This is a genomic window from Palleniella intestinalis, from assembly GCF_013166595.1.
GTDB lineage: Bacteria > Bacteroidota > Bacteroidia > Bacteroidales > Bacteroidaceae > Prevotella > Prevotella intestinalis.
On record NZ_JABKKG010000002.1, the window covers coordinates 59,042 to 84,563 of the forward strand.

Sequence of the window (25,522 nt, forward strand, 5' to 3'; positions counted from 1 at the left end):
AAACATTTAGTTATTATGAATTATTAGTATTTAAATTCAGCAATGGCGTGTCTGACAACTTTTTCTGCCTCCTCAAGAGAGCAAAACAACCTGCCACCGGCAGCGTTCAGATGCCCTCCCCCGTTAAAGAATTGTTCAGACATCTTGTTGCATGGGAAATCATCCACCGACCGCAGGCTGACCCATATAAGGTTGTCCTTTTCCGTATCTTCCCGCAATGATATGGAAAGTTTCATGCCACGAATCTGCAATGGCATATTGACAAGACCTTCCGCGTCACCTTTAACGAAATTGAATTTCTTCAGTTCTGCACGTGATAATGTGAAATACGCACTGTGACCGTCATCAGAAACCACGAATTTCTGCAGTATATGCCCCCACAGACGCATTCGATTCACAGAGAAAGTCCAAAATACATTGCGGTAGATTTTGTCTTTGTTTATGCCATACGAAAGGAGTCTGGCTATGACATTATACACCTCCGGGTCAGCACTGTTGTATGTAAACGCACCGGTGTCTGTCATCATTCCGCAATAAACGCACGTGGCAATCTGTTTGTCTATGCAGCATTTACTATCCACATAATCAAAAGTTTGCCACAATCCGTCCTCCTTATCCTTTTCCAATGCTTCTATAACATGGAAAACCATTTGGGATGTGGAGCACATTTCCGGAGCAGACCATGTCCATGCGGTGTTTATGTTCGGTGAAAGATGATGGTCTATCATTATTTTCTGTGCGCCGGACGAAGAGATTGCTTTTGACATCATCTCGCCTGTCCTTTCTACAGTATTGTAGTCAAGGTAGAAGATTATATCGCAAATCTTCAGCATCATCTCTGCTTTTTCCTGATGCTTGTTAAAGCGAATGATTTCCTGTGTGCCGGGAAGCCATTGCAGGAAATCCGGATATGCGTCAGGAATTATTACGGAAACTTCCTTACCCAGCTTTGAAATATACCTTGCAAGGGCAAGCGAAGAGCCAATGGCGTCACCATCAGGGTTGTGGTGGCAGGTTATAACAATATTCTGAGCTCCGTATATAAGTTTGCGGAGCTCAGAAACATATTCAGTTGTCAGTTTGCTTAATGGTGATGTCTGTTTCAAAATTCAAAATATATTTGTTTCTTAGAACAGTTTGTTTGGGTATGTGCCATCAGCAACAAGTGACGCGATTCTTGCCACTGTGTCAGGACGATCCTCAGCGTATGTCACTCCAAACCATTTTGAAGTGGTGTCAAGAACCTTGCATGTCGCTGTACCTTCATTGATGAGTTTGTTCACCATCAAAGGAATGAAGAACTCAGACTTCAGGTTATCGATGTTGGCAGGGTCAGAGAGGAATTCCTTGAAATACTCTTCAGAATATTCGAAATAGTCAGGAGTGAATCCCCACATATTCATAGAAACCGGAGTGTTTTCATCTATTGTTATCCATTCGCCGTCTTCTTTGTTGTCAGCACGGAATGCCACTTCGCCATTGTCCAGTTTTCCGATTTTGGTACGCTCGACACATGTTGTAAGGTTGCCGTTTTCGTCTTTTGAGCAGATGCCACGTGATACTGTTCCATTTTCAGAAAGAGTGTTTCCGACACGGAAACCAACCATAGCGTATTGCCCCTTTGTCCCCTCAGGAAGTTCTGCAAGGAACTTCCCTATAACCTTGAATGCGTCACGGTTATAGAAATCATCGCAGTTGATTACACAGAAAGGTTCTTTGATGACATCCTTACCCATAAGGACAGCATGGTTAGTGCCCCATGGCTTCTGACGTCCTTCAGGGCAAGTGAATCCCTCAGGCAAAGCATCGATGGATTGGAAACAAAGTTCGCACTTCACCTTTCCTTCGTATTTTGAAAGTATCTGTGTGCGGAACTGCTCCTCAAAGTCCTTGCGGATTACCCATACAATCTTTCCGAATCCGGCTTCTATGGCATCGTAGATACTGTAATCCATGATAGTCTCGCCATTAGGGCCGACACCATCTAACTGTTTCAAACCACCGTAACGGCTGCCCATGCCGGCAGCAAGTAGGAATAATGTAGGTTTCATAATTGTATTTGTTTTTGAGTTATTGTCTATTTGTCAACTTGTCTATTTGTTCGGAGATTATGCCTTTCTAAAAGAATCTGACTTCAGCAATGACTTGCGCACCAACTTGTGCATTAAGCCTGTCCTTGAGCTGTGTGCGCATCATACCGAGTTCTGCCCGCATTGCCGGATTCGTAATTTTCACCATTAATGTCTGGTTCTTTATGAATTTCTCTCCGGTATACCTTGCTACAACCGTTCCCGCAACCTCATCCCATGAATTCATAAGGCGACGTTGCAGCAGAGGGGTTTCAAGCCCTTGTGCACGTAGTATTTCCAGAACGATGTCACTGACGACTTTCTCTTTTTTTCGGAACATGCAAGTATGCTTATTTAAATATTGTATATCGTTTGCTAACACTATTGTCATGACACTTTCCCTTCCGTGACATGGAATATCTTGTGGTCAAGTGTGGTATGGCGCAAGATTTCATCCAAATGGTCGCGGTTTGTATCGGTGATGAAGATCTGCCCGAACTGGTTTCCTGCCACAAGTTTGACTATCTGCTCCACACGGGAAGTGTCAAGTTTGTCAAAGATGTCATCAAGCAGGAGCAATGGGGTTGTGTTGCTTGCTGTTTTACGGAGGAAATCGAACTGTGCCAGTTTCATCGCTATCACGAAAGTCTTTGCCTGTCCTTGGCTTCCCTCACGGCGCAGCGGATAGCCGTCTATCGTCATTTCAAGGTCATCCCTATGAACTCCATGCAAAGAGTATCCTACGGCACGGTCTTTATGCCTGTCACGCCTGATTACGTCCAACAACGGTCCGCGCTGGCAATGGGAGACATATTTCAGTCCGACAGTCTCATGATTTCCCGACGTACGACAATATATCTGCTGGAATAGCGGTGTCAGCCGTTCTATAAAATCATTTCTGAATGTGTAAATGCGTTCTCCCTCTCGCGCCATCTCTTCTTCCCAAAGTCCCAAAAGCGCAGCATCCGGCTCGTCCTCCATTTTCAACAGCGCATTACGCTGCTGCAATGCTGTGCCATAGCGTGTCAAAGCATCCATATATTCAGGTTGGCACTGCGCTATAACGACATCCATGAACCGCCTTCTGTACTCACTGCCTCCGTCTATCATCACCGTGTCACCCGGAGACACTATAATAAGAGGTATTAGCCCGATATGCTGCGAAAGGCGTTTGTACTCTTTTTTATTGCGCTTGAAATGCTTGCGTGTTCCACGCTTCATGCCACAATAAACCTGCTCCTCGTTGCCTTTGTCATCCTCATAAATGCCGTCAAGCATGAAAAATTCCTCATCGTGACGAATAATCTGTGAATCGGCAACTGACGAATGGCTCTTGCAGAATGACAAATAATACACGGCATCCAAGATGTTTGTCTTCCCCATGCCGTTGCTGCCAATCAGACAATTAATATTAGGGGACAATTCAAGTGTTGCCTCCTTAATATTCTTATAATTGATAATTGCCAGCTTCTTAAGTCTCATTCTCAAACAAATTTGACGCAAAGTTAACATTTTTCATGGTAAAAAACAAAAAAAGTAGCATTAAATTTCATTATGTGAGATAATTTCACTAATTTTGCGTCCGAATTGTGGTATATTCCCACAAGATACAAACAGAAAAACGCGATTTCCAACTTTCACAACTACAAGACAAGAAAATAAAAAAAACAAACAATATGGAAAAGAAAACCGAACAGCAGGCTCAGCCTACAGAGTCTCTAACAAAAACAGAAGCATTCGTAGTAAAGTACAAGAAAGTAATTGGCATCAGTTTTGTGGCACTTATCGTGGTTGTCGCAGGCGCAATACTTATGAACACTTTCTACTTCCAGCCACGCCAAGATGAGGCAAGCACTGCCATGGCTAAGGCTCAAGACCTTTTCGCTCAGGAGCAGTACGAGAAAGCCCTGAATGGTGAAGGAAACAACCTTGGTTTCCTGAAAATCGCTGACCAGTACAGCTGCACTGACGCTGGCAACCTTGCAAATCTCTATGCAGGACTTTGCTATGCCAACCTCGGCAAGGCTCAGGAGGCAGAAAAATACCTCAGCGATTACTCGACATCAGATGATGCAATGGTCTCTCCTGCAGCAGTCGGCGCACTTGGCAATGTTTATGCAAAGCTCAACAAGATCGACGATGCAATCTCTGCACTGAAGAAAGCCGCAAAGATGGCAGACTCCGAGTCTGAGACAGGACGCAACCAGTCTCTCTCTCCACAGTTCCTCCTCCAGGCAGGTGAGCTTCTTGAGAGCCAAGGCAAGAAGGCTGACGCCCTTGCCATCTACAAGGACATCAAAGCCAACTATATCAACTCTGCCGTATATCGCGAGATAGACAAGTACATCGAACGTTGCGCAGAGTAAGACATGGCTACACGAAATTTCTCCGATTACGACAAATCCAAAGTACCTAATGCCGAAAACATGTGTTTCGGCATTGTGGTTTCTGAGCGTAATCCGGAAATCACCAACGCCCTTCTTGAGGGAACAGTAACAACGCTTGAAGGATTTGATGCCCTTCCCGAGAATATCCATGTGAAACGTGTGCCGGGAACAATGGAACTTGTCTACGGCGCACACCAGATGACACTGAATGACGGATATGACGCTGTCATAGCATTAGGATGTGTGGTGAAAGGCAAAACCCATTCCTTTGACTGCGTAGTAAACAGCGTCACAGCAGGCTTTGCACAACTGAACGCAACAAGTGCAGTACCTGTAATCTTCGGCATCCTTGCCACAGAAACCATGGAAGACGCAAAGGAAAGAGCAGGCGGCGCACTTGGCAACAAAGGCGAAGAATGTGCCGTAGCAGCAATTAAAATGGCTAAATTCTGATGATATTAAAAGAAATATTAGAAAAATACACATTCAGCGAGATTTTCACAGAACTATGTGAAATGATGCCTGATTTGAATCGTAAGCGTCCTGAGATACAGGAGGCTTACGATTTTTTGTTGGCTCAACAGCCTGTGACTTCAAAAAAGAAGATAACATACCAGCTGATAGAAGCACAGGACAGTGACGATTGCTTCGTAGGAGCCGAAGACCGTTGCTTTGAAGCGCAGTGGAACGTGATTATCGGCAAAGAGGTCATCATTGACGATGATGTTGAAATCTCTTTTTTCGAGATAGCATGCAACGCTTTCCTGTGCATACTTCTCATAGGTTTCAAGCCACGCCGCTTCACGGAACTGAACGAAGAACTGTTGGAAATGCTAAGGTAATGTCCGCTTATTGGCAGCCTTAATAAACAAAAACCGAAAAACAAAAACACCACTATGCTAAAAACACATATTATACTATCCCTGGCTTCCATTCTCACCTTTGCCTCTTGCAATGAGAAGCAGGAAAAGCATGACATCATCGTGCCTGCCCCAAAAGTGGAAACAAAGAAAGGCACACAACAGATGAAAGATGTTCGACAGGAGCGCAATGTGAAATGGCTTGGCAAAGACTATTCCGTCTCTGTAATAAGAACTGCTGACAAAAGCCTCCCACTTATAAAAGATGAGAACGGACAAGAATATTATGACAATGCCATAGACGTGAAAGTCCTGCGTGCTGATGGTACAAAAGCCTTCAACAAAAAATTCACGAAGCAAGACTTTATCCCCTATGCCGGCAACAGCAATATCACAAAAAACGGAGTGCTATTGGGCATCGTATTGGACAAAGTGGAAGACAGCAACCTTGTCTTTGCAGTAAGTGTAGGCTATCCTGATGTGCAAAGCGACACCTTTATCCCTCTTGTCATGAAAATCGGCAGAACAGGAAACATGTCAATAGCCTTGGACACACAGATTGACCACAATGCCGAAATCGGCAGCGAAGACGAAGAGGGAGTATGACATTTCCAGACAACAAGATTGAAATTCAACCATAACAAAACAATTCCGGCTGACAGTCATCTTTAAGGACTGTCAGCCGGAATTTTATTAGTATAGCGAAAGCATCATGCTGTCATTTCTTCCTCACAGGGTCACAAGTGACATCAACACCAAGCTTCTTGAAAATCTTACGGTCAACCTCAGACAACATCACAGTGGTATGCACCTGAGCCCCCTCCAGCTTCGGCAGTTGCTCAAGCGCCAAACGGCAACGCTCGTCACGCGCCGTAAGGGCAGAAAGCACTACAAGAACCTCGTCAGTGTGCAGACGCGGATTGCGCCCTTTCAGGTAATTCATCTTTGTATGCTGTATAGGCTCTATCAAATCCTGTGGGATAAGCTTCACCTCTTTCTCCATTCCTGCAAGATATTTCATTGAATTCAGCAGCAGGGCTGCAGAACATCCAAGCAGTTCCGAAGACTTGGCAGTGATTATTGTACCGTCCTCCAACTCTATTGCAGACGATGTGTGTCCGGTCTGCTCCGCCTTCTCCTTAGCCGCAACGGTAGTCGCACGGTAGGCAGAGTTTATCCCTGCCTGCTTGAACAGCAAAGCAATCTTCTGTACCTCACCAGTAACCTCCTTGCCTTCAGCCATAAGGTTGAGGGCAGCATAGTAACGGCGGATAATCTCCTGCTTTGAAGCCTCACAGCAGACATCATTGTCACTGATGCAGTAGCCCACCATGTTCACACCCATGTCCGTAGGCGACTTGTACGGATTCTCGCCATAAATGCCCTCAAAAAGAGCATTAAGGACAGGGAAGATCTCAATGTCGCGGTTATAATTGATAGCCGTCTTTCCATAAGCCTCAAGATGGAACGGGTCAATCATGTTGACATCATTCAAGTCTGCCGTCGCTGCCTCATAGGCTATGTTCACCGGATGCTTCAAAGGAAGATTCCAAACCGGGAAAGTCTCAAACTTGGCATAGCCGGCGGTGATGCCGCGCTTATGCTCATTGTACAGCTGAGAAAGGCATACCGCCATTTTACCGGAGCCCGGTCCGGGAGCTGTAACTATCACAAGAGGACGTGATGTCTCAACATAATCATTCTTGCCGAACCCCTCATCCGATGCTATAAGATCCACATTGTGAGGGTAACCGTCAATGAGGTGGTGCACATACGATGTGACCCCAATCCTCTTCAGGCGGTTGCGGTAGTCGTCAGCAGCACGCTGACCGTTGTAGTGGGTAATGACCACAGAACCAACAACAAAGCCACGGTTCTGGAATTCAGCACGCAAGCGGAGCACATCCTCATCATAGGTTATGCCGAGGTCTGCACGCACCTTGTTCTTTACAATATCTTCCGCTGATATGACGATGACTATCTCCGCCGCACCGCTCAACTGCTGCAACATGCGCAGTTTGGAGTCCGGCTGGAATCCCGGCAGGACGCGTGATGCATGGTGGTCGTCAAAAAGTTTTCCGCCTAACTCAAGATAGAGCTTGTTGCCAAACTGAGCAATCCTTTCCTTGATATGCTCACTCTGTTTTGTAATGTACTTGTCGTTGTCAAATCCGTATTTCATATCTTTATCCTAAAACTAATTTCAATAAATACGGGATACAAAGTTAAGAATTATTGATGAAAAAGCCAAACCTTTGTATGGCTTTTTAAATATTTTTCATTTCAAAGCCAATACCGTAGAGTCTAACAGCAAACGGGAAATCCGGAATATTCTTTTAAGTTTTTCATCCACACATGGCTGTAGTTCAGGAATTTTATGTAAATTTGCAGTGATATGGCTACATTGCAGAAAAACCTGCCATATACCTGCAAAACATTTCTGAAAAACAAGAATTCAATACTTTCAAAAACAAATATACTATGATTAAAGTTGTTATTTTTGACCTTGGTGGTGTCATTGCCAACCTGAAAACAAAAGAATCATTCATGAAATTTGCCGAAATGGGGCTTCCTTTACCAAAGGAAATGCTCACTAATGACGGACCGCTGAACGGTATTCCAAGCGAAATCCCCCTCCTTGACTACATCCACAAAATGGACAAAGGCGAGATGACAGGCAAAGAATTCCTGCATGCCGTGCAACAACAATGCAATCCCGGCACAAGCTACGAGCAGCTACTCCATGCCTATAACGACCTCATCGAGGTTCCCGTCAACAGACTTGCCTTCCTGAAAGAACTGAGGAAACGGCAGCTGCCATCCTCCACACAAGACAACCACACACAGACCTGCGACGAAAACAACCATGGCTCCCAGTCACTGCAAGTGTTCCTGCTCAGCAACATCGGCGACCTCCATTGGGAGGCTTTTAAGGAAATTTGTGCAGGGCTTGGCATGCCTGCAGAGGAATGCTTCGACCGCATGTACTGTTCCTACCAGTTAGGTATGGCAAAGCCTGACCCACGCATCTTCAGGCATCTCATCGAGGACTCCGGCATCAATCCCGCCGAAGCCCTATACATCGATGATTTCACCGCCAACATTGAAGCAGGAAAGGCAGCAGGACTGCAAACACTGCACATTGACGCAAACACTCTGGATGAACATATTGATGCGATACTCCAACGGCTGGAATAAGCATAAAGACCGGTCATGGACATTAGCATGTGGCTTTTATTCTGCATGTTGTCACTGTGCTCTACCACTAATACGATAGGTGCGCGAGCAACCACTGTTGCCTGGAAATCACTGCGGATCACATGTTGTTTTACCCGAAAAACAGTATATTTTCGCACAAAGAAATTGCATGAGTTTTCCAATATTCTATTTATCATAATCGGAAAAACATTGCTTCTCCTGGCAAAAAGCCATGCTTCGCAATGCCAAGAACTGCATTTCACAGTGCAACAAACAACACTTTACATTGTTAAAGACAACGTTTTACATAGCAAAAGCTGACACTTTGCTGTGTAAAACGTTACCATTTATATCATGAAAGGTAACGAAATGCAGTATTTTTTGTTTACTCAAGTACAACAAAGACAATAACACATTGATTTACAACATAGTAACAGAAATATAAATTCATGCGTTTTTCCGGTCCTCCAGTTCAAAAAGAATCTACACGCGATTCTCAGAGGGCAAATACGCCTTAGGTTTTCTAATTTTTTTCTTTTGCCATTGAGAAATAAGAACTGGCAAAAATCGCTGATGCCATCCTCCATGCCGATTGTCAAAATCAGTATGGAGGAAAGTTCTACCGGACAGCCAATAAAAAACAATGCTTCCCCTTATCAACTGACGTGGGAAAGCATTGTCTTATTCTTTCAATACTTGAAAAGGGAAACTTAGTCCTCTGAAGGGATTATAAGTTTGTAGCCTTTTCCATGGATATTGATGATTTCTATCTGTGGATCATCCTTCAAGTGCTTGCGGAGCTTGGTGATGTAGACATCCATTGAGCGTGCATTGAAATAGTTGTCGTCAATCCAGATTGTCTTCAAGGCAAAGTCACGCTGAAGAATCTCGTTAGCATGGCTGCAAAGCAATGCAAGCAGTTCGTTCTCCTTTGTGGTAAGCTTTGTCTGCTTCTCCCCTATCTGCAGAAGCTGCTTCTGGGTGTCGAAGGTAAAGTTTCCGAGTTTGTAGACAGAAGTGTCTTTGTTCTTCTTGCCACGTACACGGCGGAGGATAGCCTCGACACGGAGCACAAGCTCTTCCATTGAGAATGGTTTCGGGATGTAGTCGTCAGCACCGATCTTGAAGCCCTCAATGATGTCTTCCTTCAACTGTTTTGCAGTCAAGAAGATGATAGGCACATCGACATTTGACTGGCGGATTTCCTGGGCAAGAGTGAATCCGTCTTTCTTAGGCATCATCACATCGAGGATGCAGATGTCAAACTTCTGCTTTGTGAAAGCGCGGTAGCCAGCCTCTCCGTCAGGATACAGTTCTGTAGTGAATCCCTTTGCCTGAAGATACTCACGAAGCAGCATACCGAGGTTCTCATCGTCCTCGCACAGCATAATTTTAATGTTCTCGTCCATAATGATTAAGTTTTATGTTAAACAATCTCTGATTAATTATTTTCTTATATTTGTTGTTTATCCGTCTGCTCTATGTTTGCAGACTCTTTGACCGAAGGGTATGTATGACACATGCCATTGGGAATCATACTATTGGTTATTCATCTATAATCGGGAGCTGTATGACAAACGTTGTCCCTTCGCCAAGCACAGACTCAACGCTTATTTTGCCGTTATGGAGCTCCACTATCTTCTTCACATACGCCAGTCCGAGACCGAATCCTTTGACATCATGGCGGTTGCCGGTGTGGGCGCGGTAGAACTTGTCCCAGATTTTCCTAAGCACCTCTTTCTTCATTCCCAGACCTGTGTCACGGATTGAGAGGTAAAGATGGCTCGCATCATTCCATGTGCGAAGATAGATGTAAAGTGGCTGGTCAGGCTTGGAATACTTCACCGCATTGTCCATCAGGTTGAAGATGGCGTTTGTGAAATGTATTTCGTCGACAAGCAGTGCTGAATCTATTGCCTCAATCTCTGTGTAAATCTTGCCTCCTGTATGCTCGACACGCAGTTGGAATGACTGTGCTGCGTTTTCGACCATCTCGTTAAGGTCAAGTTCCTTTGGCTTGAAAATGGCTTTCTGGCGGTCAAACATTGACATTTGAAGCACTTTCTCAACAAGGAAACGCAGACGTTTTGATTCATCCTGCACCACCCTTCCAAGATGAGACATCATCTGTGGCGATTTCGTTACAGCCTCGTCTCCAAGCATTTGCGCTGCAAGGGAGATGCTTGATATAGGCGTTTTCAGCTCATGGGTCATATTGTTGATGAAATCATTCTTTATTTCTGTGAGTTTCTTTTGACGGAACACAATAAAGATTGTGAATATGAACGTGACGAGCAGTATGCAGGAGAATGCCAATGCGGGTATCATGAATCTCACACTTGAGAAGATATAGCTGCCCATATTAGGGAAATGGATATGCACGACACCCATCTTCTGTTGTGGGTCGTTACGGAACAGAATCTGCGAGTAACTGTTTTCCTCACCATCATCCGTATAGTCAGAACAACGGTAGACTTCACGCCCGTCCTGCGTTGTAACACTGAAATGATACAGTATGTTTATGCCATTGTTCATCAATTCAGCTTTCAGATCCTGGTCAAGCAACTTGAAATTGATACGCTCGCGCAATGGTTTGTCTGAAGCACTGTAGAGGAGTGAGTAAACAACCTCGTCAAGCAATGCCTTCTGATATACATAGCGGTTGCGAATCATCTCCTGCATCGCCTTGGACGCCTGTGATATTGTGCCTTTGTCGTTGCGAAGAATCATCGCCTTAGGCATCTGTGAAGGCTTTGTCGTCACTGTGCTCAACTCAAATGAAGAGAACGGCTTGACAGAGGAAAGCGAGTCACGGCGTGCCTTGCGCTCTATCTCATTGATGTCCTTTTCCAGATAACGCAGAGTCTCATTGAATTCAAGATTACGAGATGCCTGATAGAGGGCGCGGTTGACAGACTCGTCGAATTGCTCCTTCTTCATCTTGACCATCTCCTTCATATACATCACCTGTACATAGATGAGTCCGAGAAACGAGATGCCCATTATCACGGCTATAATCCATATCGTTTTTTTCTTCATCGGTTTTCTTTCACATTTAGATGTATGTTTTATTTACGTCTGCAAAGATATGAATAAAAAAACAAACGAGCAACAGACAAGTTAAATTATTTGTCGCTCGTTTGAAATTATTAACAACAAGTACTGTTTATAGTTCTTATTTTGGAATTATAGAAAATACGTTTTAATTAATATGTTCATTATTATCACACATATTACTTCTCTGTGTCCTTTGGGACGATATACCTTTCACCTGTCTGCTTTGCAATAGCCTTGCGTACAGACTCGGTATAGCCGGGACGCTTCACCGTGGCTCCGATACCATGAGGAGTAAGCTCAAACTTTCCGTCCTTTTCCGGCTTTACTGCCATGTCATTGTATTTGACAATAAGGTATACGGCAAGTTCACGCCATTGGCGCAACATGTCTTGCGCTTCACGCACACTGTAATCATTAAGATACTTTTCACATGCCTGCTCGCCTTTCTCTGCAAGGATTCTCTGTGCTTCATCCTCTATAGCTTTCTGCTGGGAGAAATATTTATTATCAAGACGGTCACGCAGTTCTTTGAGAGAAGGGAACATCATGGAGTAGCGAGGATAAACCATATTGCTCACCCAGTTGCATACCCAATAGGCATTGTCCATAGAGAAATGCAGTGCATCGGCACCCGGAGTGTTGTAACATTCAGGCTGTACCGTCATGGAGCAATAGCAGGGAGTGAACGCAACCATATTCGCATCGTCATTGCCGAACCACAAAATGCCGCCAATCTGGCGCGGAAGCCAGGATCGCATCTGTGCAATAAAGGTGAAACCAGACTGCTGTGTGGAAATCGGACGCTCATTAAAATACTCCACACCATCAACCTTGAAAGACAAAGGTGTAGGACGGTAAGGAGCTGCATACAATCCCTGTCCCGGGTCATTGTCGCAGTCAAGACGCAGTGGTGTGCTTTCGTAATGGTCGCGCATTGACGCTTCAAGGTCTTCAACGCCAAGTTTCTGCTTCGCCTTTATCCATAACGGCATGGGGGTTGCATCCTTATCCTTGCCGAGAGCCCAAGGAAGATATTCGTCGAAACCACCTTCTGCCCAACGGTTGAAGAAGGACCAGACACGTGCATCACAATATCTGCGACCGCCGAAATCAGCCGGAGCATAGGCGTCTGCCCATGAGAACTCACTGTCTTTACCTGAGAACCATCCCTTCTCGCGTGCGAATTTCACGACATCTTTTGAATACATAACATTCTTTTTGTCCTTCATGTCGAACCGACGGATACGGCTCTGGTTGGCATGTGCACAGATAGCATCGTCAGGAATGCGCTGGGCAACCCATACAACACCCTTGGAACCCGGTCCCTTGCCTTGCATTTCCATAATCCAAGCCTCATTAGGGTCACATATTGTAAATGTCTCACCCTCTGAATTGAAGCCATATTTCTCAACAAGAGAGGTCATGACCTTTATCGCCTCGCGTGCTGTCTTGGAACGCTGAAGACCTATGTATATAAGGGAACCGTAGTCAATCAGACCGGTAGAGTCGCACATTTCCTCACGTCCTCCATAAGTTGTCTCGGCAATGGTCACCTGCCATTCGTTGATGTTTCCTATTACATTGTATGTCTCCGGAGCTTCAGGTATCTCACCCCAGTACTTGTTTGTGTCCCAGTCGTATATCTTCCTCATCTCTCCAGGCTTATGCTTGCCGGCAGGATAATGGCAGAGTCCGATGAACATTCCATAGGAATCTGCAGAATAGCTGCATAGCACAGAACCGTCCTTGGAGGCTTTCTTGCCAACGATAAGATTAGTACACGAGAATGAAGAGACAGAGGACACTGTCAATAGTGTCAATAAGATTATGTATTTTTTCATCATTATAGAAAATTAAAGGCATAGAAAAACCTATATTTCCCTATGCCTGTATGTATTGTTTAGAAATAGAATCCCAGACCTACACGTGCTCCTATTGTAGAGAATTTGCCATGGTCTTTGAATGATTGGTCATAGTAAATCGCGGGTTCGATTGTGACATTTTTGTTCACAAAGAAAGCATAACCAATCTCGATTTCGGGAACAAGGTCATTATAGTTGTGTGCATGCTTATATTGTGCGTTCAGACCCAAATACAACCCGTTCTGGATAATATAGTATCTTGCCCCAACGCCTAAGGAAAGGACGGTATTGTCGGACGACTCCTTTGTCTGTGTGGAGAGTCCCGCTTTAGCAAGAACCATCCAGTTGTCAACAATGAAGTAACCTGCTTGTGCCGAGACACCGAATTTCAAGCCACTTGCACCATTGTAACTCACACCAAGACCATCCAATGAAGCGTTGGTATAGAATTTTCCTTCTTCAAACTGTGCACTTGCTGTGAGTGCCATTGCCAGTGCTACAAGCACCATACAGATTTTTTTCATAACTTTAAGTTTATAATGAATACTTATAACTTCCTGAATAAAACATGTCAGTCATTATTACAAGATGTAACGTTCTTGTTCCTCCAACGCAGGAAAGCGACAAGAGAAAAAAGTCCCGCAAGCCCGCCTATAAGATATGATGCTTCAGCATTCAGCCCTATTGCCTGTTTGGAGATGAACAGGAATGTCGTGCATACTACTGTCATGAACACCGCCGGAACAAGACTTATAAGGCAGTTCTTTCCTTTCATCGTTAGATACACGGTAATGGCCCATAGTGTGAACACTGACAATGTCTGGTTTGCCCAACCGAAATATTTCCATATAATGTTGAATCCGTCCTTGTTCTCCATCTGCCATACAAGAAGGGCTATGGTAAGAATGAACATCGGAATGCATATATACAGACGCTTCATCACAGGTTTCTGGTCCATACGGAGAAACTCCGCGATAATCAATCGTGCAGAACGGAGTGCCGTATCACCACTTGTTATCGGCGCTGCAACCACACCAAGGACAGCAAGGATGCCGCCTGCCGCACCCAGCCAGCTATTGCACATTATCATTACCACCTCTGCCGCATTGCCGAATATCTGAGTAATGTTTGATCCTTCCTGCAACTGGCGTTCAACAACGGCTATCTGTTCCAGAGCTGTAGCAGCAAGAACATCACGCCATCCGTCAGCATAGAAGAAATAGCTTGCCACCGTTGCCCATACCAAAGCGATGATTCCCTCGGTAATCATTGCACCATAGAATATCGGACGGCACATCTTCTCAGACTTCACACACCGTGCCATGAGTGGTGTCTGTGTGGCATGGAAACCGCTTATGGCACCACAGGCAATAGTGATGAACAGAGCCGGGAACAATGGATCCGGGTCTTTTATGCCAAGTCTTTCAACACCCATGTTGCCAAGACCGTCCCATATTTCAGGCAATGCCGGAAAATGTACAAACAGCATAATCATCAGTCCTATAGCCATGAATATCAATGCAATGGCAAAGATTGGATAAATCTTGCCTATAATCTTATCCACCGGCATCATTGTGGCAATGACATAGTATGTGAATATCACAACTATCCACAGCAGAAGATTATCAAATGCACCGTCATACACATCTCTACAAAGAGTGGCAAGCAGTGAAGCCGGACTGAGAACGAACACCGCACCTACCATAATCAGAAGCAGGACAGAGAAAACAAGCATCACACGCTTTGCTTTTTGTCCAAGATAAAGCCCTATTATCTCAGGGAGACTGCATCCGCCATTGCGCATTGACATCATGCCTGACAGATAATCGTGCATTGCACCGGCAAAAATACAGCCGAAAACAATCCACAGATAGGCGGCAGGACCATACCATATTCCCATTATCGCTCCGAAAATAGGACCTGTACCGGCAATGTTCAGGAACTGAATCATGAATATCTTCCATCCCGGCAACACAATGTAATCAACACCATCGGCTTTTGTAACAGCAGGTGTCGGACGGTCATCCGGACCGAATGTCTTCTCTACAAAACGTCCGTAGACACAGTAGCCGATGACAAGAAGCAATAAACTGAGAATGAATGTTAGCATAAAAACTGTTCCATGTCCCTTTCTTCCCAAGCCTCAGCTATGGCAAGAAAGAGTGCCGCCCCATAACTCGGGGCGGCTGTCTATTATCTGTTTGTTAGTCAATCATGTCACAACCCATATAAGGAACAAGTGCAGCAGGAATCTTTATGCCGTTCTCTGTCTGGTTGTTCTCCAATATGGCGGCAACAATACGTGGAAGAGCGAGTGCCGAACCATTAAGTGTATGGCACAACTCGGTCTTCTTTGTCTCCGCATTGCGATAGCGGCACTTCAGACGGTTTGCCTGATATGTGTCGAAATTAGATACGGAAGACACCTCCAGCCAACGGTGCTGTGCCTCGGAATAAACCTCAAAGTCATAGCAGATGGCTGATGTGAAAGAAGCGTCACCACCACACAGACGCAGTATGCGGTATGGGAGTTCGAGCTTCTTAAGCAGTCCCTCGACATGCTCAAGCATTTCCTTGTGGCTCTCCTTTGAATGCTGTGGAGTATCGATGCGCACAATCTCTATCTTGGAAAACTCATGCAGACGGTTCAGACCACGCACCTCCTTGCCATAAGAGCCGGCCTCACGGCGGAAACACTGTGTGTATGCGCAGTTCTTTATAGGCAAATCCTTCTCGTCAAGGATGACATCACGGTAGATGTTTGTCACAGGAACCTCCGCTGTAGGGATAAGATAGAGGTCATCAAGATTGCAGTGGTACATCTGTCCTTCCTTGTCAGGAAGCTGTCCTGTGCCATATCCTGAAGCCTGATTGACAACTGTCGGAGGCATAATCTCTGTATATCCGGCCTTTCCGGCTTCGGCAAGGAAGAAGTTGATGAGCGCACGCTGCAGACGCGCTCCCTTTCCTATATACACAGGGAAGCCCGCACCGGTAATCTTAACACCAAGGTCAAAGTCTATGAGATTATACTTCTTTGCGAGATCCCAGTGAGGAAGCTTTGCTTCATCCTTCACAGGATTGCAGTCCCAATTGCCTACTTTGTCCTGTCCGATGACGCACTCTTTGAGATTGGACTTCACAACCCAGTTGTCCTCTGCACATGTTCCTTCCGGAACTTCGTCATAAGGAACGTTAGGAATTGTGCACAGATGAGCGTTCAATTCGTCCTGTGCGGCAGCCTTTTTCTGTTCAAGCTCAGCGGCAACAGCCTTCAGCTTTGCAACCTCAGCCTTTGCCTTTTCAGCTTCCTCCTTCATTCCCTGCTTCATCATCTTGCCAATTTCCGCAGCAAATTTCTTGCTTTCCGCTAATGCAGCATCAAGCTGAGTCTGTGCATCACGGCGCGCTTTGTCTATGTTTATAGCCTTATCGACAGCCTCTTTGGCACCTTTGAAGTTCTTTTTCTCAAGACCGCTGACCACGCGGTCATACTCCTCTGTTATTTGTTTTAATGTAAGCATTGTATTTTATGTTAATCTTTCACACCTTATTTATATGTACCATATTATCTAATCCTGATATGCCGGACACCATTCGTCAGGGTCCGGCATATCGGTTAAAGTCCTTTACCGTGGCATTTCTTGAATTTCTTGCCTGAACCGCAAGGACAAAGGTCATTAGGGCGAGGCATCTTGTCACGCACAACAGGAGTATGGTTCACCTGCTGTTGCTGCTGTACAGCCTGACGCATCTGCTGCTGAGTCTCCGACATCTCGTTCTGTCCCGGATTATCAGCGTCATCCTTTGACTCCTGGAAGCGCTGCTGCCTCTCCTCAGGTGCAGCCTCACGAACCTCTTCCCTGTTCTGCTCCGGCAGCTGTCCTCTCATCAGGATGGATGCCATACGGTCATTCATGTCATTAATCATGTTGTCCCACAACTTCACGCTCTCAAGTTTGAAGACGAGAAGCGGGTCTTTCTGCTCATAGCTTGCATTCTGTGAAGAGTGCTTCAGTTCATCAAGCTGACGCAGATTCTCTTTCCATGCATCATCGATGATACGGAGCATTGTTGTCTTCTCAAACTGCTTGACGATGGAAGCACACTCTGTCTCGTAAGCCTCCTTAAGGTCGCAAGGCAACTGATAGACAAATTTGCCGTCAGTGACAGGCACAACGATTCGTGTATAGATATGTCCCTGCTCCTCATACACAGCCTTTATTGTAGGCCAAGCCTGCTCACGGATGCGTGTTGTCTTACGGTTGAATGACTCCATGGCAGCCTGGAAAGCACGCTCCTCCAGTTCTGCAAACTTTCCTGACTTCAGTTCATCCTCTGTGAACGGACATTCCATGGCAAGAACCTTAAGGAACTGCTCACGGCAACCAACGTAATCGTTGTTCTCTGTGATAGATACGACACGATCCCAGATAAGGTTTGCGATGTCCATTCCTATACGCTCGCCCATAAGAGCATGACGGCGCTTCTCATAGATAACGGTACGCTGCTTGTTCATCACGTCATCATATTCCAACAGACGCTTACGTGTTCCGAAATGATTCTCCTCGACCTTCTTCTGCGCACGCTCGATTGCATTGGTAATCATTGAGCTTTCGATACGCTCACCCTCCTTGAATCCGAGACGGTCCATGACAGATGCGATACGCTCGGAAGCAAAAAGACGCATCAGTTTGTCCTCAAGAGAGACATAGAACACGGAAGAACCCGGATCACCCTGACGACCGGCACGACCTCGAAGCTGACGGTCAACACGACGGCTCTCATGGCGTTCCGTACCGATAATTGCCAGACCACCTGCCGCCTTAACCTCTGCAGAGAGCTTGATGTCGGTACCACGACCTGCCATGTTAGTGGCAATGGTCACCGCACCGAGAAGACGCTCCTCCTGCTTGCCGTCGATAGTGACAAGTCCCTTTGTCGACTGACCTGCGAGAGCGACAATGTCCGCCTCCTTCTGATGCAGTTTCGCATTAAGCACCTGATGCGGTATGTTGCGCATTTTGAGCATACGTGAGAGAAGCTCGGATATTTCAACGGATGTAGTACCCACAAGTACCGGGCGTCCTGCCTCACGCATCTCGACAACCTCGTCTATGACTGCATTGTATTTCTCACGCGCTGTCTTATAGACACGGTCTTCAAGGTCAAAGCGCGCGATAGGGCGGTTTGTAGGAATCTCCACAACATCCAGTTTGTAGATGTCCCAGAACTCACCGGCTTCGGTAGACGCTGTACCGGTCATGCCCGCCAGTTTGTGGTACATGCGGAAATAGTTCTGCAAGGTGATTGTGGCGAAAGTCTGTGTAGCAGCCTCCACTCTCACATGCTCCTTTGCCTCGACAGCCTGATGAAGTCCGTCAGACCAGCGGCGTCCTTCCATGATACGGCCTGTCTGCTCGTCGACAATCTTCACTTGTCCGTCTATGACAACATACTCATCATCCTTGTTGAACATGCAGTAAGCCTTAAGGAGCTGCTGCAGTGTGTGCACACGTTCTGACTGTATGGCATAGTATGCCATCATTGCATCCTTCTTCTCCAAACGCTCCTCCTCAGAGAGATTCTTCTCATTCTCCAGTGCAGAAAGCGCAGAAGTTATGTCAGGAATGACAAAGAGGTCTTCCTGCTTGACCTCTCCTGCAAGCCATGCTGTACCCTTGTCGGTAAGGTCACAGGAGTTCATCTTCTCGTCAACAACGAAGAACAGTGGCTCAACAGCCTCAGGCATCCTGCGGTTGTTGTTCTCCATGTAATGCTCTTCGGTCTTCAGCATACCTGCCTTTATACCTTCCTCGGAGAGATATTTGATAAGCGGCTTGTTCTTTGGAAGAGCCTTATAAGAGCGGTACAATGAGAGGAAACCCTCGTCACAGAGCGCATTGCCCTCGTTTTTCTTGCCCTCCTCAAGAAGTTTTGTGCCTTCAGAGATTTTCGCCTTAGCCTCGGCAAGATACTGTGTGGCAAGCTGACGCTGCACATTCACAAGTCGCTCGACAAGTGGCTGGTACTCTTCGAACATCTGGTCATCGCCCTTTGGCACAGGACCGGAAATGATAAGCGGAGTACGCGCGTCGTCGATGAGCACGGAGTCGACCTCATCGACTATGGCATAGTTGTGGCGGCGCTGCACGAGGTCAGACGGAGAGAGTGCCATATTGTCACGCAGGTAGTCGAAACCGAACTCATTGTTCGTACCGAAAGTGATGTCAGCGTTATAAGCCTTGCGGCGCTCGTCAGAGTTTGGCTGATGCTTGTCTATACAGTCAACGGAAAGACCATGGAACTCGTAGAGAGGACCCATCCACTCGGAGTCACGCTTTGCAAGATAATCATTGACAGTGACCACATGCACACCGTTGCCTGTCAGGGCGTTAAGGAACACAGGGAGCGTAGCGACGAGTGTCTTGCCCTCACCGGTAGCCATCTCGGCAATCTTTCCCTGATGAAGCACTGTACCACCGAAGAGCTGCACATCGTAATGCACCATCTCCCATTTCAGGTCGTTTCCGCCCGCTGTCCAATGGTTGTGGTATATAGCCTTGTCACCGTCGATGGTGACAAAGTCGTTAGCCGAATTGGCAGCAAGCTCACGGTCAAAATCTGTGGCAGTGACGATGGTCTCCTCGTTCTCGGCGAAACGGCGTGCAGTCTCCTTCACAATGGAGAATGCGACAGGCATAACTTCGTTAAGTGCCTCCTCGTAAAGGTCAAGCACCTCCTTGTCCAGTTTGTCAATCTCGTTGAAGATTGGCTCACGCTCATCAATAGGAGTCTGCTCTATAGACGCCTTCAACTGCTCTATCTGTTTCTGCTTCTCCACGCCTTTCTCATGGATAAACAACTGGAGTTCCTTTGTCTTGGCGCGGAGCTGGTCGTTGTCCAGCATCCTGACTTCCTCATACGCCACCTTCACCTTCTCGACGTAAGGCTGTATGAGCTTCATATCGCGTGTCGACTTATTACCGAACAGCGACTGCAAAAATTTTGTAAAGTTCATTTTATGTTTTTTGTTTTTATTTCCGTTTCAACTGTTATCTGGCAACATCCATGCCAATATCAACAATTAGGTGCAAAGTTAACAAAAAAAATCCAAACGGCAAAAACGTCAAAAAGGCAAGCATACATAATTAAATATATTTAAGTTAGTTTTATCCGCCTCAATGTTATGCCACGGCGTGAAGCATGCCACACGGCATGCCAAAGTGGCATGTCCCACCGGAAACATCCACCAGAAAACCGCCTCATGACAGTATGCGCAACAAATCCAGCATTCAACAGCAAAACGTAAAGCAAAACACATATTTCGCTTTACCTAAAACCTAACGTATGTTAAACAACGACAGATTTAGCAAAAGGTTACACTTTACCTTGTAAAAGGTAACGAATTACAAGATCAAAGGTAACACTTTGCATGACAAAAGGCAACCTTTCACTTTGTCACCCGATACGCCTTCATTTTCATCCCACAACGGACAAGGACCGAAAGCGCAAGGAGACGCACCGACATGTCTATCCACTGGATGCCGAAACTGTAAACGACAAGCAGGAGGCAGACACAGATTATCTGCACAAGCCACAACCAATGTATCTTTCTTTTGCACCAGAAACGTATCGCACGCACCGCAAACAGCGGGACAAGCGGATTGAACAAAAGTATCTGTGCATTGAGGCTCACCGTCGGATGTTGCGAGAAAAGCATTGCCACCATCACAATGCTGCACAACGCCAAGCCGCCCTCCAAAACTGCATCATACAACCACAGGTATTTGCCTGTGCGCCATTCGGCAAAAGAAACGACCAAAGTCACCACAAGGAGTATGCCGGCACACTGCACAGGGCTCAACGGAAAACCGCCTTCAACAACCTGAACACCGGCTTCAACAACTTCACTTTCATACTTTACAAAACGTCTTTTATTACCATGTTTATCAATAATATACGCACTATTTGCGGAAGAAAGCATTGAATGTGGCAGGAATTGATATTCCGACATACTAAGCTCCTTGTCGGCACCCACACCAAGAAGCATGTCATTGCCAAGTCTCGCCCACTGCCAATCACCGTTCATGTCATGAATCATCGTGCGGAACGTTGTGCCTTTTGGCACCTCACCGCCATAGACAACCTTGCCGTCGATGCAGGACTCCACGATGTCACGCACACGGGTTGTACAGTTGTCATAGAAATAATTGTAACGATAGATCCTGTTTTCGGGCAGCCAATTCTTGTTCAAGGCTGCAAGCACGCGCAGCTTTTCAGAAGCCGTAAGGTTCAGTTCCTGCTGGACGACGCTGCTTCCGTGATACATATACTCACGCTTGAACGCTTCAAAAGGGCACACACCCATCTCATAATCCGTAAGACCGAACACGAAACGGAGCACAAAAAACGGTTTGTCGAAATTGAACATGCCATAGTTCACGGCAATATCCTCACCCGTCCGGCGGTTCTCGACACGCATTGCAGAATGCCCATAAAGGCTGTACACCTCCTGATGCGGCGAGCACGTCAGAAGATAGATGTGGACAGAATCCGGTTCCACCCCACCCTGCGCAAATCCTTTCGCAGGGACAAAAAGCAGCAGAAAAGCTGCCACAAAAATCGCATATAAATGTTTCACGATGCAAAAATAACTTATATTTCTTATAAAACGTGCATTTATATCCAAAAAAAATGGTAAATTTGCAACAAATTTTGATTTTACATCCTAATTTAAAGGATAATTTAATAATATTTATGAAGAATCTACTCCTTCCGTTCCTGCTCCTCGCCCCTTTGGCGGCAATGGCGCAGAGCGGCACAAACTCACCATACAGCCAGTTCGGTGTCGGAACTCTCAACGACCAAGCCACGGGCTTCAACAAGGGCATGAATGGTGTTGCACAGGGCTTCCGCGATGGAAACCAAGTGAACTACGCCAACCCGGCTTCTTACTCGAACGTTGATTCGCTGACATTCATCTTTGATGTCGGCGCGTCACTGCATGTGACAAACTTCAACGAGAACGGCACTAAGCGCAATGCCTACAACTCAAACTTCGACTATGCCGTCATGGGATTCCGTGCGGCGAAAGGCCTTGGCATCAGCGCCGGCATACTGCCATACTCCAATGTTGGCTACAACTACCACACAAACGGCAAGTCTGTCGGTCCTAACGCACCGGACTTTATGACGACATACAATGGCAGTGGCGGCATCAGGCAGTTCTATGTCGGAGCGGGCTGGCAGACACCTTTGAAAGGTTTGTCAATCGGTGCCAACATCGCGTATGTATGGGGAACGCTGTCAAAGAGTGTTACCGAAACATTTGCAGAGACAAGCAACAGTACGACAAACAGGTACTATAACAGTTCGGCAAGAAGTTACAGGCTTGATGTCGGCTTGCAATACGAGGTAAACATCGACAAAAAGAACGCCGTGACTGTCGGCGCATCGTTCACACCGGGACATAATCTCGGTGGAAGTGCAGACATGAGCCAGATACATACCGACAATTCAACGGGCATTGCGGATACAACGCAATATTCAATAGACAAAGGTCTCTTCCTTCCGACACAGATTAATGCCGGTTTGACATACTCCTATGGCAAGAAGCTGAAAGTCGGAGTCGACTACACTCTCCAGCAATGGGGCAAGAAACAGTTCCCTGACCTTGTGCAAGGCGACTATGTTCTTGCCGACAATATCCTGAAAGACAGACACAAGATAACGCTTGGCGGTGAGTTCGTGAACAACATCATGAGCCGAAAGTATCTTGACAGAGTACGCGTGCGCGCCGGAGTGAGCTACGCAACACCTTACACCACAATCAACGGACATGACGGTCCGAAGGAGCTTTCCGCGTCTATCGGTTTCGGTCTTCCTATCACCAACGCTTGGAACAACCGCTCCATACTCAACATTTCTGCACAATGGTGCAACACATCCGCCAACGGTTTCATCAAGGAGAACACTTTCCGCATCAACCTTGGCATAACATTCAACGAACGCTGGTTCATGAAGTGGAAGCTCGACTAACCCAAACAGAGAACATATTGGAAACAAACACGAACGGGCTATGAAGAGGATATTGTATCTGTCTTTGCTCTTCCCTCTTGTTCTAGCTTGCCAAGGCGAGAAAGAACACACGGCAGCTGCCATCTATGACAAGGACTCCGTGTCCATGATGACAAGCTACGGTGTGAACACTCTCATTTCCGACTCCGGCATAATGAAATACAAGATTGTGGCAGAGGAATGGGAGGTGAACACTGTAAGGAATCCGTCGCGGTGGATCTTCCACAAGGGACTCTTTATGGAACAGTTTGACAAGAAATTCCAAATACAAGCCTTCGTGCAATGCGACACAGCCTACTACTACGACCAGAAACGGCTTTGGGAACTCCGTGGAAGAGTTCGCATACGCACCGCTGACAGTCTACATTTTGCCAGTGAAGAGCTTTTTTGGGATCAAGTAAGCCATGAGTTTTACAGCCACTTGTTCTCCAAGGTTATCACTCCGGAAAGAACAATGCAGGGAACGTATTTCCGCAGCAACGAGAACATGACAAAATACATGGTGACAAACTCAAAAGGCTCGTTTGAAAGTGCAGATATGGGAATGGGAGAAGAAGAGAGCGCACCGGCAGACAACAGCGCAACGCCGGCAGACACCACCATGCAGCCAAAGCGTTTGCAGACAGCTCCTACAAAGAGATCCTCCGCACCACAACCCTGAACAGCCACACATACACAACCAACAAAGACATCTACTAAAGTATAATATATTAAGGTGTACACTTTTTTAATCATCGCAATACTTGTTATAATGCTGTGCTCTGCATTCTTTTCAGGAATGGAGATAGCATTTGTGTCCTCCAACAGGATGTTGCTTGAAATGGACAAGGAACGCGATGCCGTAGCAAGCAAACCTCTTGAGATATTCTACAAGCATCCAAACAATTTCGTGTCGACAATGCTTGTCGGCAACAACATTGCACTTGTACTGTACGGCATACTCTTCGCAAAACTGTTTGACGCAACACTTTTCGCCGGTTTTGAACCGGAGATGAGAGTGTTCCTTGACACGATTGCATCAACGCTTGTAGTGTTGTTCACAGGAGAATTCCTGCCAAAGACAATATTCAAAAGCAACCCAAACTATTTGCTTAAGTTCTTTGCCTATCCTGCATTGTTCTTCTATATAATATTGTGGCCAATATCACGGTTTGCAACAATGCTCAGCCGCATTTGTCTCCGCATTGCAGGAATCAAGATTGAAAGCGGACAGCAGGATGATGTCTTCACAAGAGTAGACCTCGACTACCTCGTACAATCGTCAATCGACCACACGGAAACACCGGAACAGCTGGAGACAGAGGTGGAACTGTTCCAGAACGTGCTTGACTTTTCCGACACAAAGGTAAGGGACTGTATGGTTCCGAGAACTGAAATCACTGCTGTTGACGTGGACTGCACACAGGAGGAACTGATGCAGAAATTCATAGAGAGCGGCAAATCCAAGATTATAGTCTACCATGAGGACATCGACCACATCATAGGCTACATACACTCTTCGGAGATGTTCCGCGCCCCTTCCGAATGGAGGAAGCACCTGCGCGAAATGTCTTTTGTGCCTGAAACAATGGCGGCAAAGAAAATGATGCAGATGTTCCTGCAGGAGAAGAAGAGCATCGGCATTGTCGTTGACGAGTTTGGCGGTACTTCTGGCATTGTATGTCTTGAAGACATTGTGGAAGAAATATTCGGCGAGATAGAAGACGAGCATGACAATTCAAAATATATCGCGAAGAAAATCTCGGACAATGAATATGTCCTCTCCGCACGACTTGAGATAGACAAAGTCAATGAAATGTTCCAGTTGGAACTGCCAAAAAGCGACGAATACATGACCATCGGCGGACTGATTCTGCACGAATACCAAAACTTCCCGAAGCTCAACGAAATCGTGAAGATAGACTCCTACTCTTTCAAGATTGTCAAAAACACCATGACAAAGATTGAGCTTGTACGCCTGAAAGTCGATGATGCAAGAAAAGAGCGGTAAACGGTCACCACTCATAACA

21 protein-coding genes are annotated in these 25,522 nt (G+C 46.1%); 8 read left to right on the top strand and 13 right to left on the bottom strand.

Annotated features, from left to right (window positions below):
• Positions 1–23: 23 nt before the first annotated feature.
• From HPS57_RS02675 to recF, 4 genes are all read right to left on the bottom strand, one after another.
• Positions 24–1,106: a DHH family phosphoesterase gene (locus tag HPS57_RS02675; RefSeq protein WP_253946445.1), complete on the bottom strand. Its 1,083-nt coding sequence runs from the start codon at positions 1,104–1,106 to the stop codon at positions 24–26.
• 21 nt (positions 1,107–1,127) lie between these two features.
• Positions 1,128–2,051, bottom strand: coding sequence for a sugar phosphate nucleotidyltransferase (locus tag HPS57_RS02680; RefSeq protein WP_172179959.1), 924 nt, complete (start codon positions 2,049–2,051; stop codon positions 1,128–1,130).
• Positions 2,052–2,118: 67 nt separating this feature from the next.
• Positions 2,119–2,409 (bottom strand): DciA family protein, encoded by a 291-nt coding sequence (locus HPS57_RS02685; protein ID WP_172179961.1) that lies wholly within the window; start codon positions 2,407–2,409, stop codon positions 2,119–2,121.
• Between the two features lie 47 nt (positions 2,410–2,456).
• Positions 2,457–3,551, bottom strand: coding sequence for a DNA replication/repair protein RecF (gene recF, locus HPS57_RS02690; RefSeq protein ID WP_172179963.1), 1,095 nt, complete (start codon positions 3,549–3,551; stop codon positions 2,457–2,459).
• A 194-nt stretch (positions 3,552–3,745) separates the two neighbouring features.
• On the opposite strand from recF, the gene HPS57_RS02695 reads away from it, so the two are divergent.
• The 4 genes from HPS57_RS02695 to HPS57_RS02710 are packed head-to-tail and all read left to right on the top strand — an operon-like array spanning position 3,746 to position 5,922.
• Positions 3,746–4,435 carry a tetratricopeptide repeat protein gene (locus HPS57_RS02695; RefSeq protein ID WP_172179965.1) on the top strand — a complete coding sequence of 230 codons (690 nt, stop codon included), beginning with the start codon at positions 3,746–3,748 and terminating at the stop codon, positions 4,433–4,435.
• Positions 4,436–4,438: 3 nt separating this feature from the next.
• On the top strand, positions 4,439–4,909 hold the full coding sequence (ribH, locus tag HPS57_RS02700) for a 6,7-dimethyl-8-ribityllumazine synthase (RefSeq protein ID WP_135939932.1): 471 nt from the start codon (positions 4,439–4,441) through the stop codon (positions 4,907–4,909).
• Complete coding sequence (locus HPS57_RS02705; protein ID WP_172179967.1) at positions 4,909–5,298, top strand: hypothetical protein; 390 nt, start codon at positions 4,909–4,911, stop codon at positions 5,296–5,298. Before ribH ends, HPS57_RS02705 begins: the two co-directional genes overlap by 1 nt.
• A gap of 54 nt (positions 5,299–5,352) precedes the next feature.
• Positions 5,353–5,922, top strand: a complete 570-nt coding sequence (locus tag HPS57_RS02710; RefSeq protein WP_172179969.1) for a DUF4738 domain-containing protein — start codon at positions 5,353–5,355, stop codon at positions 5,920–5,922.
• Positions 5,923–6,034: 112 nt separating this feature from the next.
• Here the strand turns inward: HPS57_RS02710 and HPS57_RS02715 are convergent, their stop codons facing one another.
• The gene (locus HPS57_RS02715; protein WP_172179971.1) at positions 6,035–7,498 is read right to left on the bottom strand and encodes a DUF1846 domain-containing protein; all 1,464 of its coding nucleotides are present in this window, start codon (positions 7,496–7,498) and stop codon (positions 6,035–6,037) included.
• Positions 7,499–7,797: 299 nt separating this feature from the next.
• Here HPS57_RS02715 and HPS57_RS02720 point away from each other — a divergent pair, with 299 nt between their 5' ends.
• A complete protein-coding gene (locus HPS57_RS02720) occupies positions 7,798–8,514 on the top strand; it encodes an HAD family hydrolase (RefSeq protein WP_172179973.1) in 717 nt (238 codons plus the stop codon).
• Positions 8,515–9,224: 710 nt separating this feature from the next.
• On the opposite strand, the gene rprY is transcribed toward HPS57_RS02720, so the two are convergent.
• The 8 genes from rprY to HPS57_RS02760 all read right to left on the bottom strand — a co-directional run bounded on the left by rprY (position 9,225) and on the right by HPS57_RS02760 (position 22,077).
• Positions 9,225–9,923, bottom strand: a complete 699-nt coding sequence (gene rprY / locus HPS57_RS02725; protein WP_135939927.1) for a response regulator transcription factor RprY — start codon at positions 9,921–9,923, stop codon at positions 9,225–9,227.
• A 136-nt stretch (positions 9,924–10,059) separates the two neighbouring features.
• Positions 10,060–11,553, bottom strand: coding sequence for a sensor histidine kinase (locus HPS57_RS02730; RefSeq protein ID WP_172179975.1), 1,494 nt, complete (start codon positions 11,551–11,553; stop codon positions 10,060–10,062).
• Between the two features lie 194 nt (positions 11,554–11,747).
• On the bottom strand, positions 11,748–13,415 hold the full coding sequence (locus tag HPS57_RS02735; protein ID WP_172179977.1) for a dipeptidase: 1,668 nt from the start codon (positions 13,413–13,415) through the stop codon (positions 11,748–11,750).
• A 56-nt stretch (positions 13,416–13,471) separates the two neighbouring features.
• Complete coding sequence (locus tag HPS57_RS02740) at positions 13,472–13,957, bottom strand: outer membrane protein (protein WP_172179979.1); 486 nt, start codon at positions 13,955–13,957, stop codon at positions 13,472–13,474.
• Between the two features lie 47 nt (positions 13,958–14,004).
• Complete coding sequence (locus tag HPS57_RS02745) at positions 14,005–15,543, bottom strand: carbon starvation CstA family protein (protein ID WP_172179981.1); 1,539 nt, start codon at positions 15,541–15,543, stop codon at positions 14,005–14,007.
• Positions 15,544–15,637: 94 nt separating this feature from the next.
• Positions 15,638–16,957, bottom strand: coding sequence for a serine--tRNA ligase (gene serS, locus HPS57_RS02750; protein WP_172179983.1), 1,320 nt, complete (start codon positions 16,955–16,957; stop codon positions 15,638–15,640).
• A 95-nt stretch (positions 16,958–17,052) separates the two neighbouring features.
• Positions 17,053–20,454 carry a preprotein translocase subunit SecA gene (gene secA, locus HPS57_RS02755; protein ID WP_172179985.1) on the bottom strand — a complete coding sequence of 1,134 codons (3,402 nt, stop codon included), beginning with the start codon at positions 20,452–20,454 and terminating at the stop codon, positions 17,053–17,055.
• Positions 20,455–20,886: 432 nt separating this feature from the next.
• Entirely contained in the window at positions 20,887–22,077 is a 1,191-nt protein-coding gene (locus HPS57_RS02760; protein WP_172179987.1) for an Lnb N-terminal periplasmic domain-containing protein, read from the bottom strand.
• A gap of 116 nt (positions 22,078–22,193) precedes the next feature.
• Here HPS57_RS02760 and bamG point away from each other — a divergent pair, with 116 nt between their 5' ends.
• From bamG to HPS57_RS02775, 3 genes are read left to right on the top strand one after another with little or no spacing between them, the layout of a single operon-like run.
• Positions 22,194–23,474: a BamG family beta-barrel-assembly machinery protein gene (gene bamG / locus HPS57_RS02765; RefSeq protein WP_172179989.1), complete on the top strand. Its 1,281-nt coding sequence runs from the start codon at positions 22,194–22,196 to the stop codon at positions 23,472–23,474.
• Between the two features lie 40 nt (positions 23,475–23,514).
• The gene (locus tag HPS57_RS02770) at positions 23,515–24,174 is read left to right on the top strand and encodes an LptA/OstA family protein (RefSeq protein ID WP_172179991.1); all 660 of its coding nucleotides are present in this window, start codon (positions 23,515–23,517) and stop codon (positions 24,172–24,174) included.
• A 54-nt stretch (positions 24,175–24,228) separates the two neighbouring features.
• Entirely contained in the window at positions 24,229–25,503 is a 1,275-nt protein-coding gene (locus HPS57_RS02775) for a hemolysin family protein (protein ID WP_172179993.1), read from the top strand.
• Positions 25,504–25,522: the final 19 nt, after the last annotated feature.

What these genes read in the sequence shown, in the direction of transcription:
- HPS57_RS02680 (WP_172179959.1), bottom strand. Translation starts at nt 2,051, where the DNA reads ATGAAACCTACATTATTCCTACTTGCTGCCGGCATGGGCAGCCGTTAC.
- HPS57_RS02685 (WP_172179961.1), bottom strand. Translation starts at nt 2,409, where the DNA reads ATGTTCCGAAAAAAAGAGAAAGTCGTCAGTGACATCGTTCTGGAAATA.
- recF (WP_172179963.1), bottom strand. Translation starts at nt 3,551, where the DNA reads ATGAGACTTAAGAAGCTGGCAATTATCAATTATAAGAATATTAAGGAG.
- HPS57_RS02695 (WP_172179965.1), top strand. Translation starts at nt 3,746, where the DNA reads ATGGAAAAGAAAACCGAACAGCAGGCTCAGCCTACAGAGTCTCTAACA.
- ribH (WP_135939932.1), top strand. Translation starts at nt 4,439, where the DNA reads ATGGCTACACGAAATTTCTCCGATTACGACAAATCCAAAGTACCTAAT.
- HPS57_RS02705 (WP_172179967.1), top strand. Translation starts at nt 4,909, where the DNA reads ATGATATTAAAAGAAATATTAGAAAAATACACATTCAGCGAGATTTTC.
- HPS57_RS02710 (WP_172179969.1), top strand. Translation starts at nt 5,353, where the DNA reads ATGCTAAAAACACATATTATACTATCCCTGGCTTCCATTCTCACCTTT.
- HPS57_RS02715 (WP_172179971.1), bottom strand. Translation starts at nt 7,498, where the DNA reads ATGAAATACGGATTTGACAACGACAAGTACATTACAAAACAGAGTGAG.
- HPS57_RS02720 (WP_172179973.1), top strand. Translation starts at nt 7,798, where the DNA reads ATGATTAAAGTTGTTATTTTTGACCTTGGTGGTGTCATTGCCAACCTG.
- rprY (WP_135939927.1), bottom strand. Translation starts at nt 9,923, where the DNA reads ATGGACGAGAACATTAAAATTATGCTGTGCGAGGACGATGAGAACCTC.
- HPS57_RS02730 (WP_172179975.1), bottom strand. Translation starts at nt 11,553, where the DNA reads ATGAAGAAAAAAACGATATGGATTATAGCCGTGATAATGGGCATCTCG.
- HPS57_RS02735 (WP_172179977.1), bottom strand. Translation starts at nt 13,415, where the DNA reads ATGATGAAAAAATACATAATCTTATTGACACTATTGACAGTGTCCTCT.
- HPS57_RS02740 (WP_172179979.1), bottom strand. Translation starts at nt 13,957, where the DNA reads ATGAAAAAAATCTGTATGGTGCTTGTAGCACTGGCAATGGCACTCACA.
- HPS57_RS02745 (WP_172179981.1), bottom strand. Translation starts at nt 15,543, where the DNA reads ATGCTAACATTCATTCTCAGTTTATTGCTTCTTGTCATCGGCTACTGT.
- serS (WP_172179983.1), bottom strand. Translation starts at nt 16,957, where the DNA reads ATGCTTACATTAAAACAAATAACAGAGGAGTATGACCGCGTGGTCAGC.
- secA (WP_172179985.1), bottom strand. Translation starts at nt 20,454, where the DNA reads ATGAACTTTACAAAATTTTTGCAGTCGCTGTTCGGTAATAAGTCGACA.
- bamG (WP_172179989.1), top strand. Translation starts at nt 22,194, where the DNA reads ATGAAGAATCTACTCCTTCCGTTCCTGCTCCTCGCCCCTTTGGCGGCA.
- HPS57_RS02770 (WP_172179991.1), top strand. Translation starts at nt 23,515, where the DNA reads ATGAAGAGGATATTGTATCTGTCTTTGCTCTTCCCTCTTGTTCTAGCT.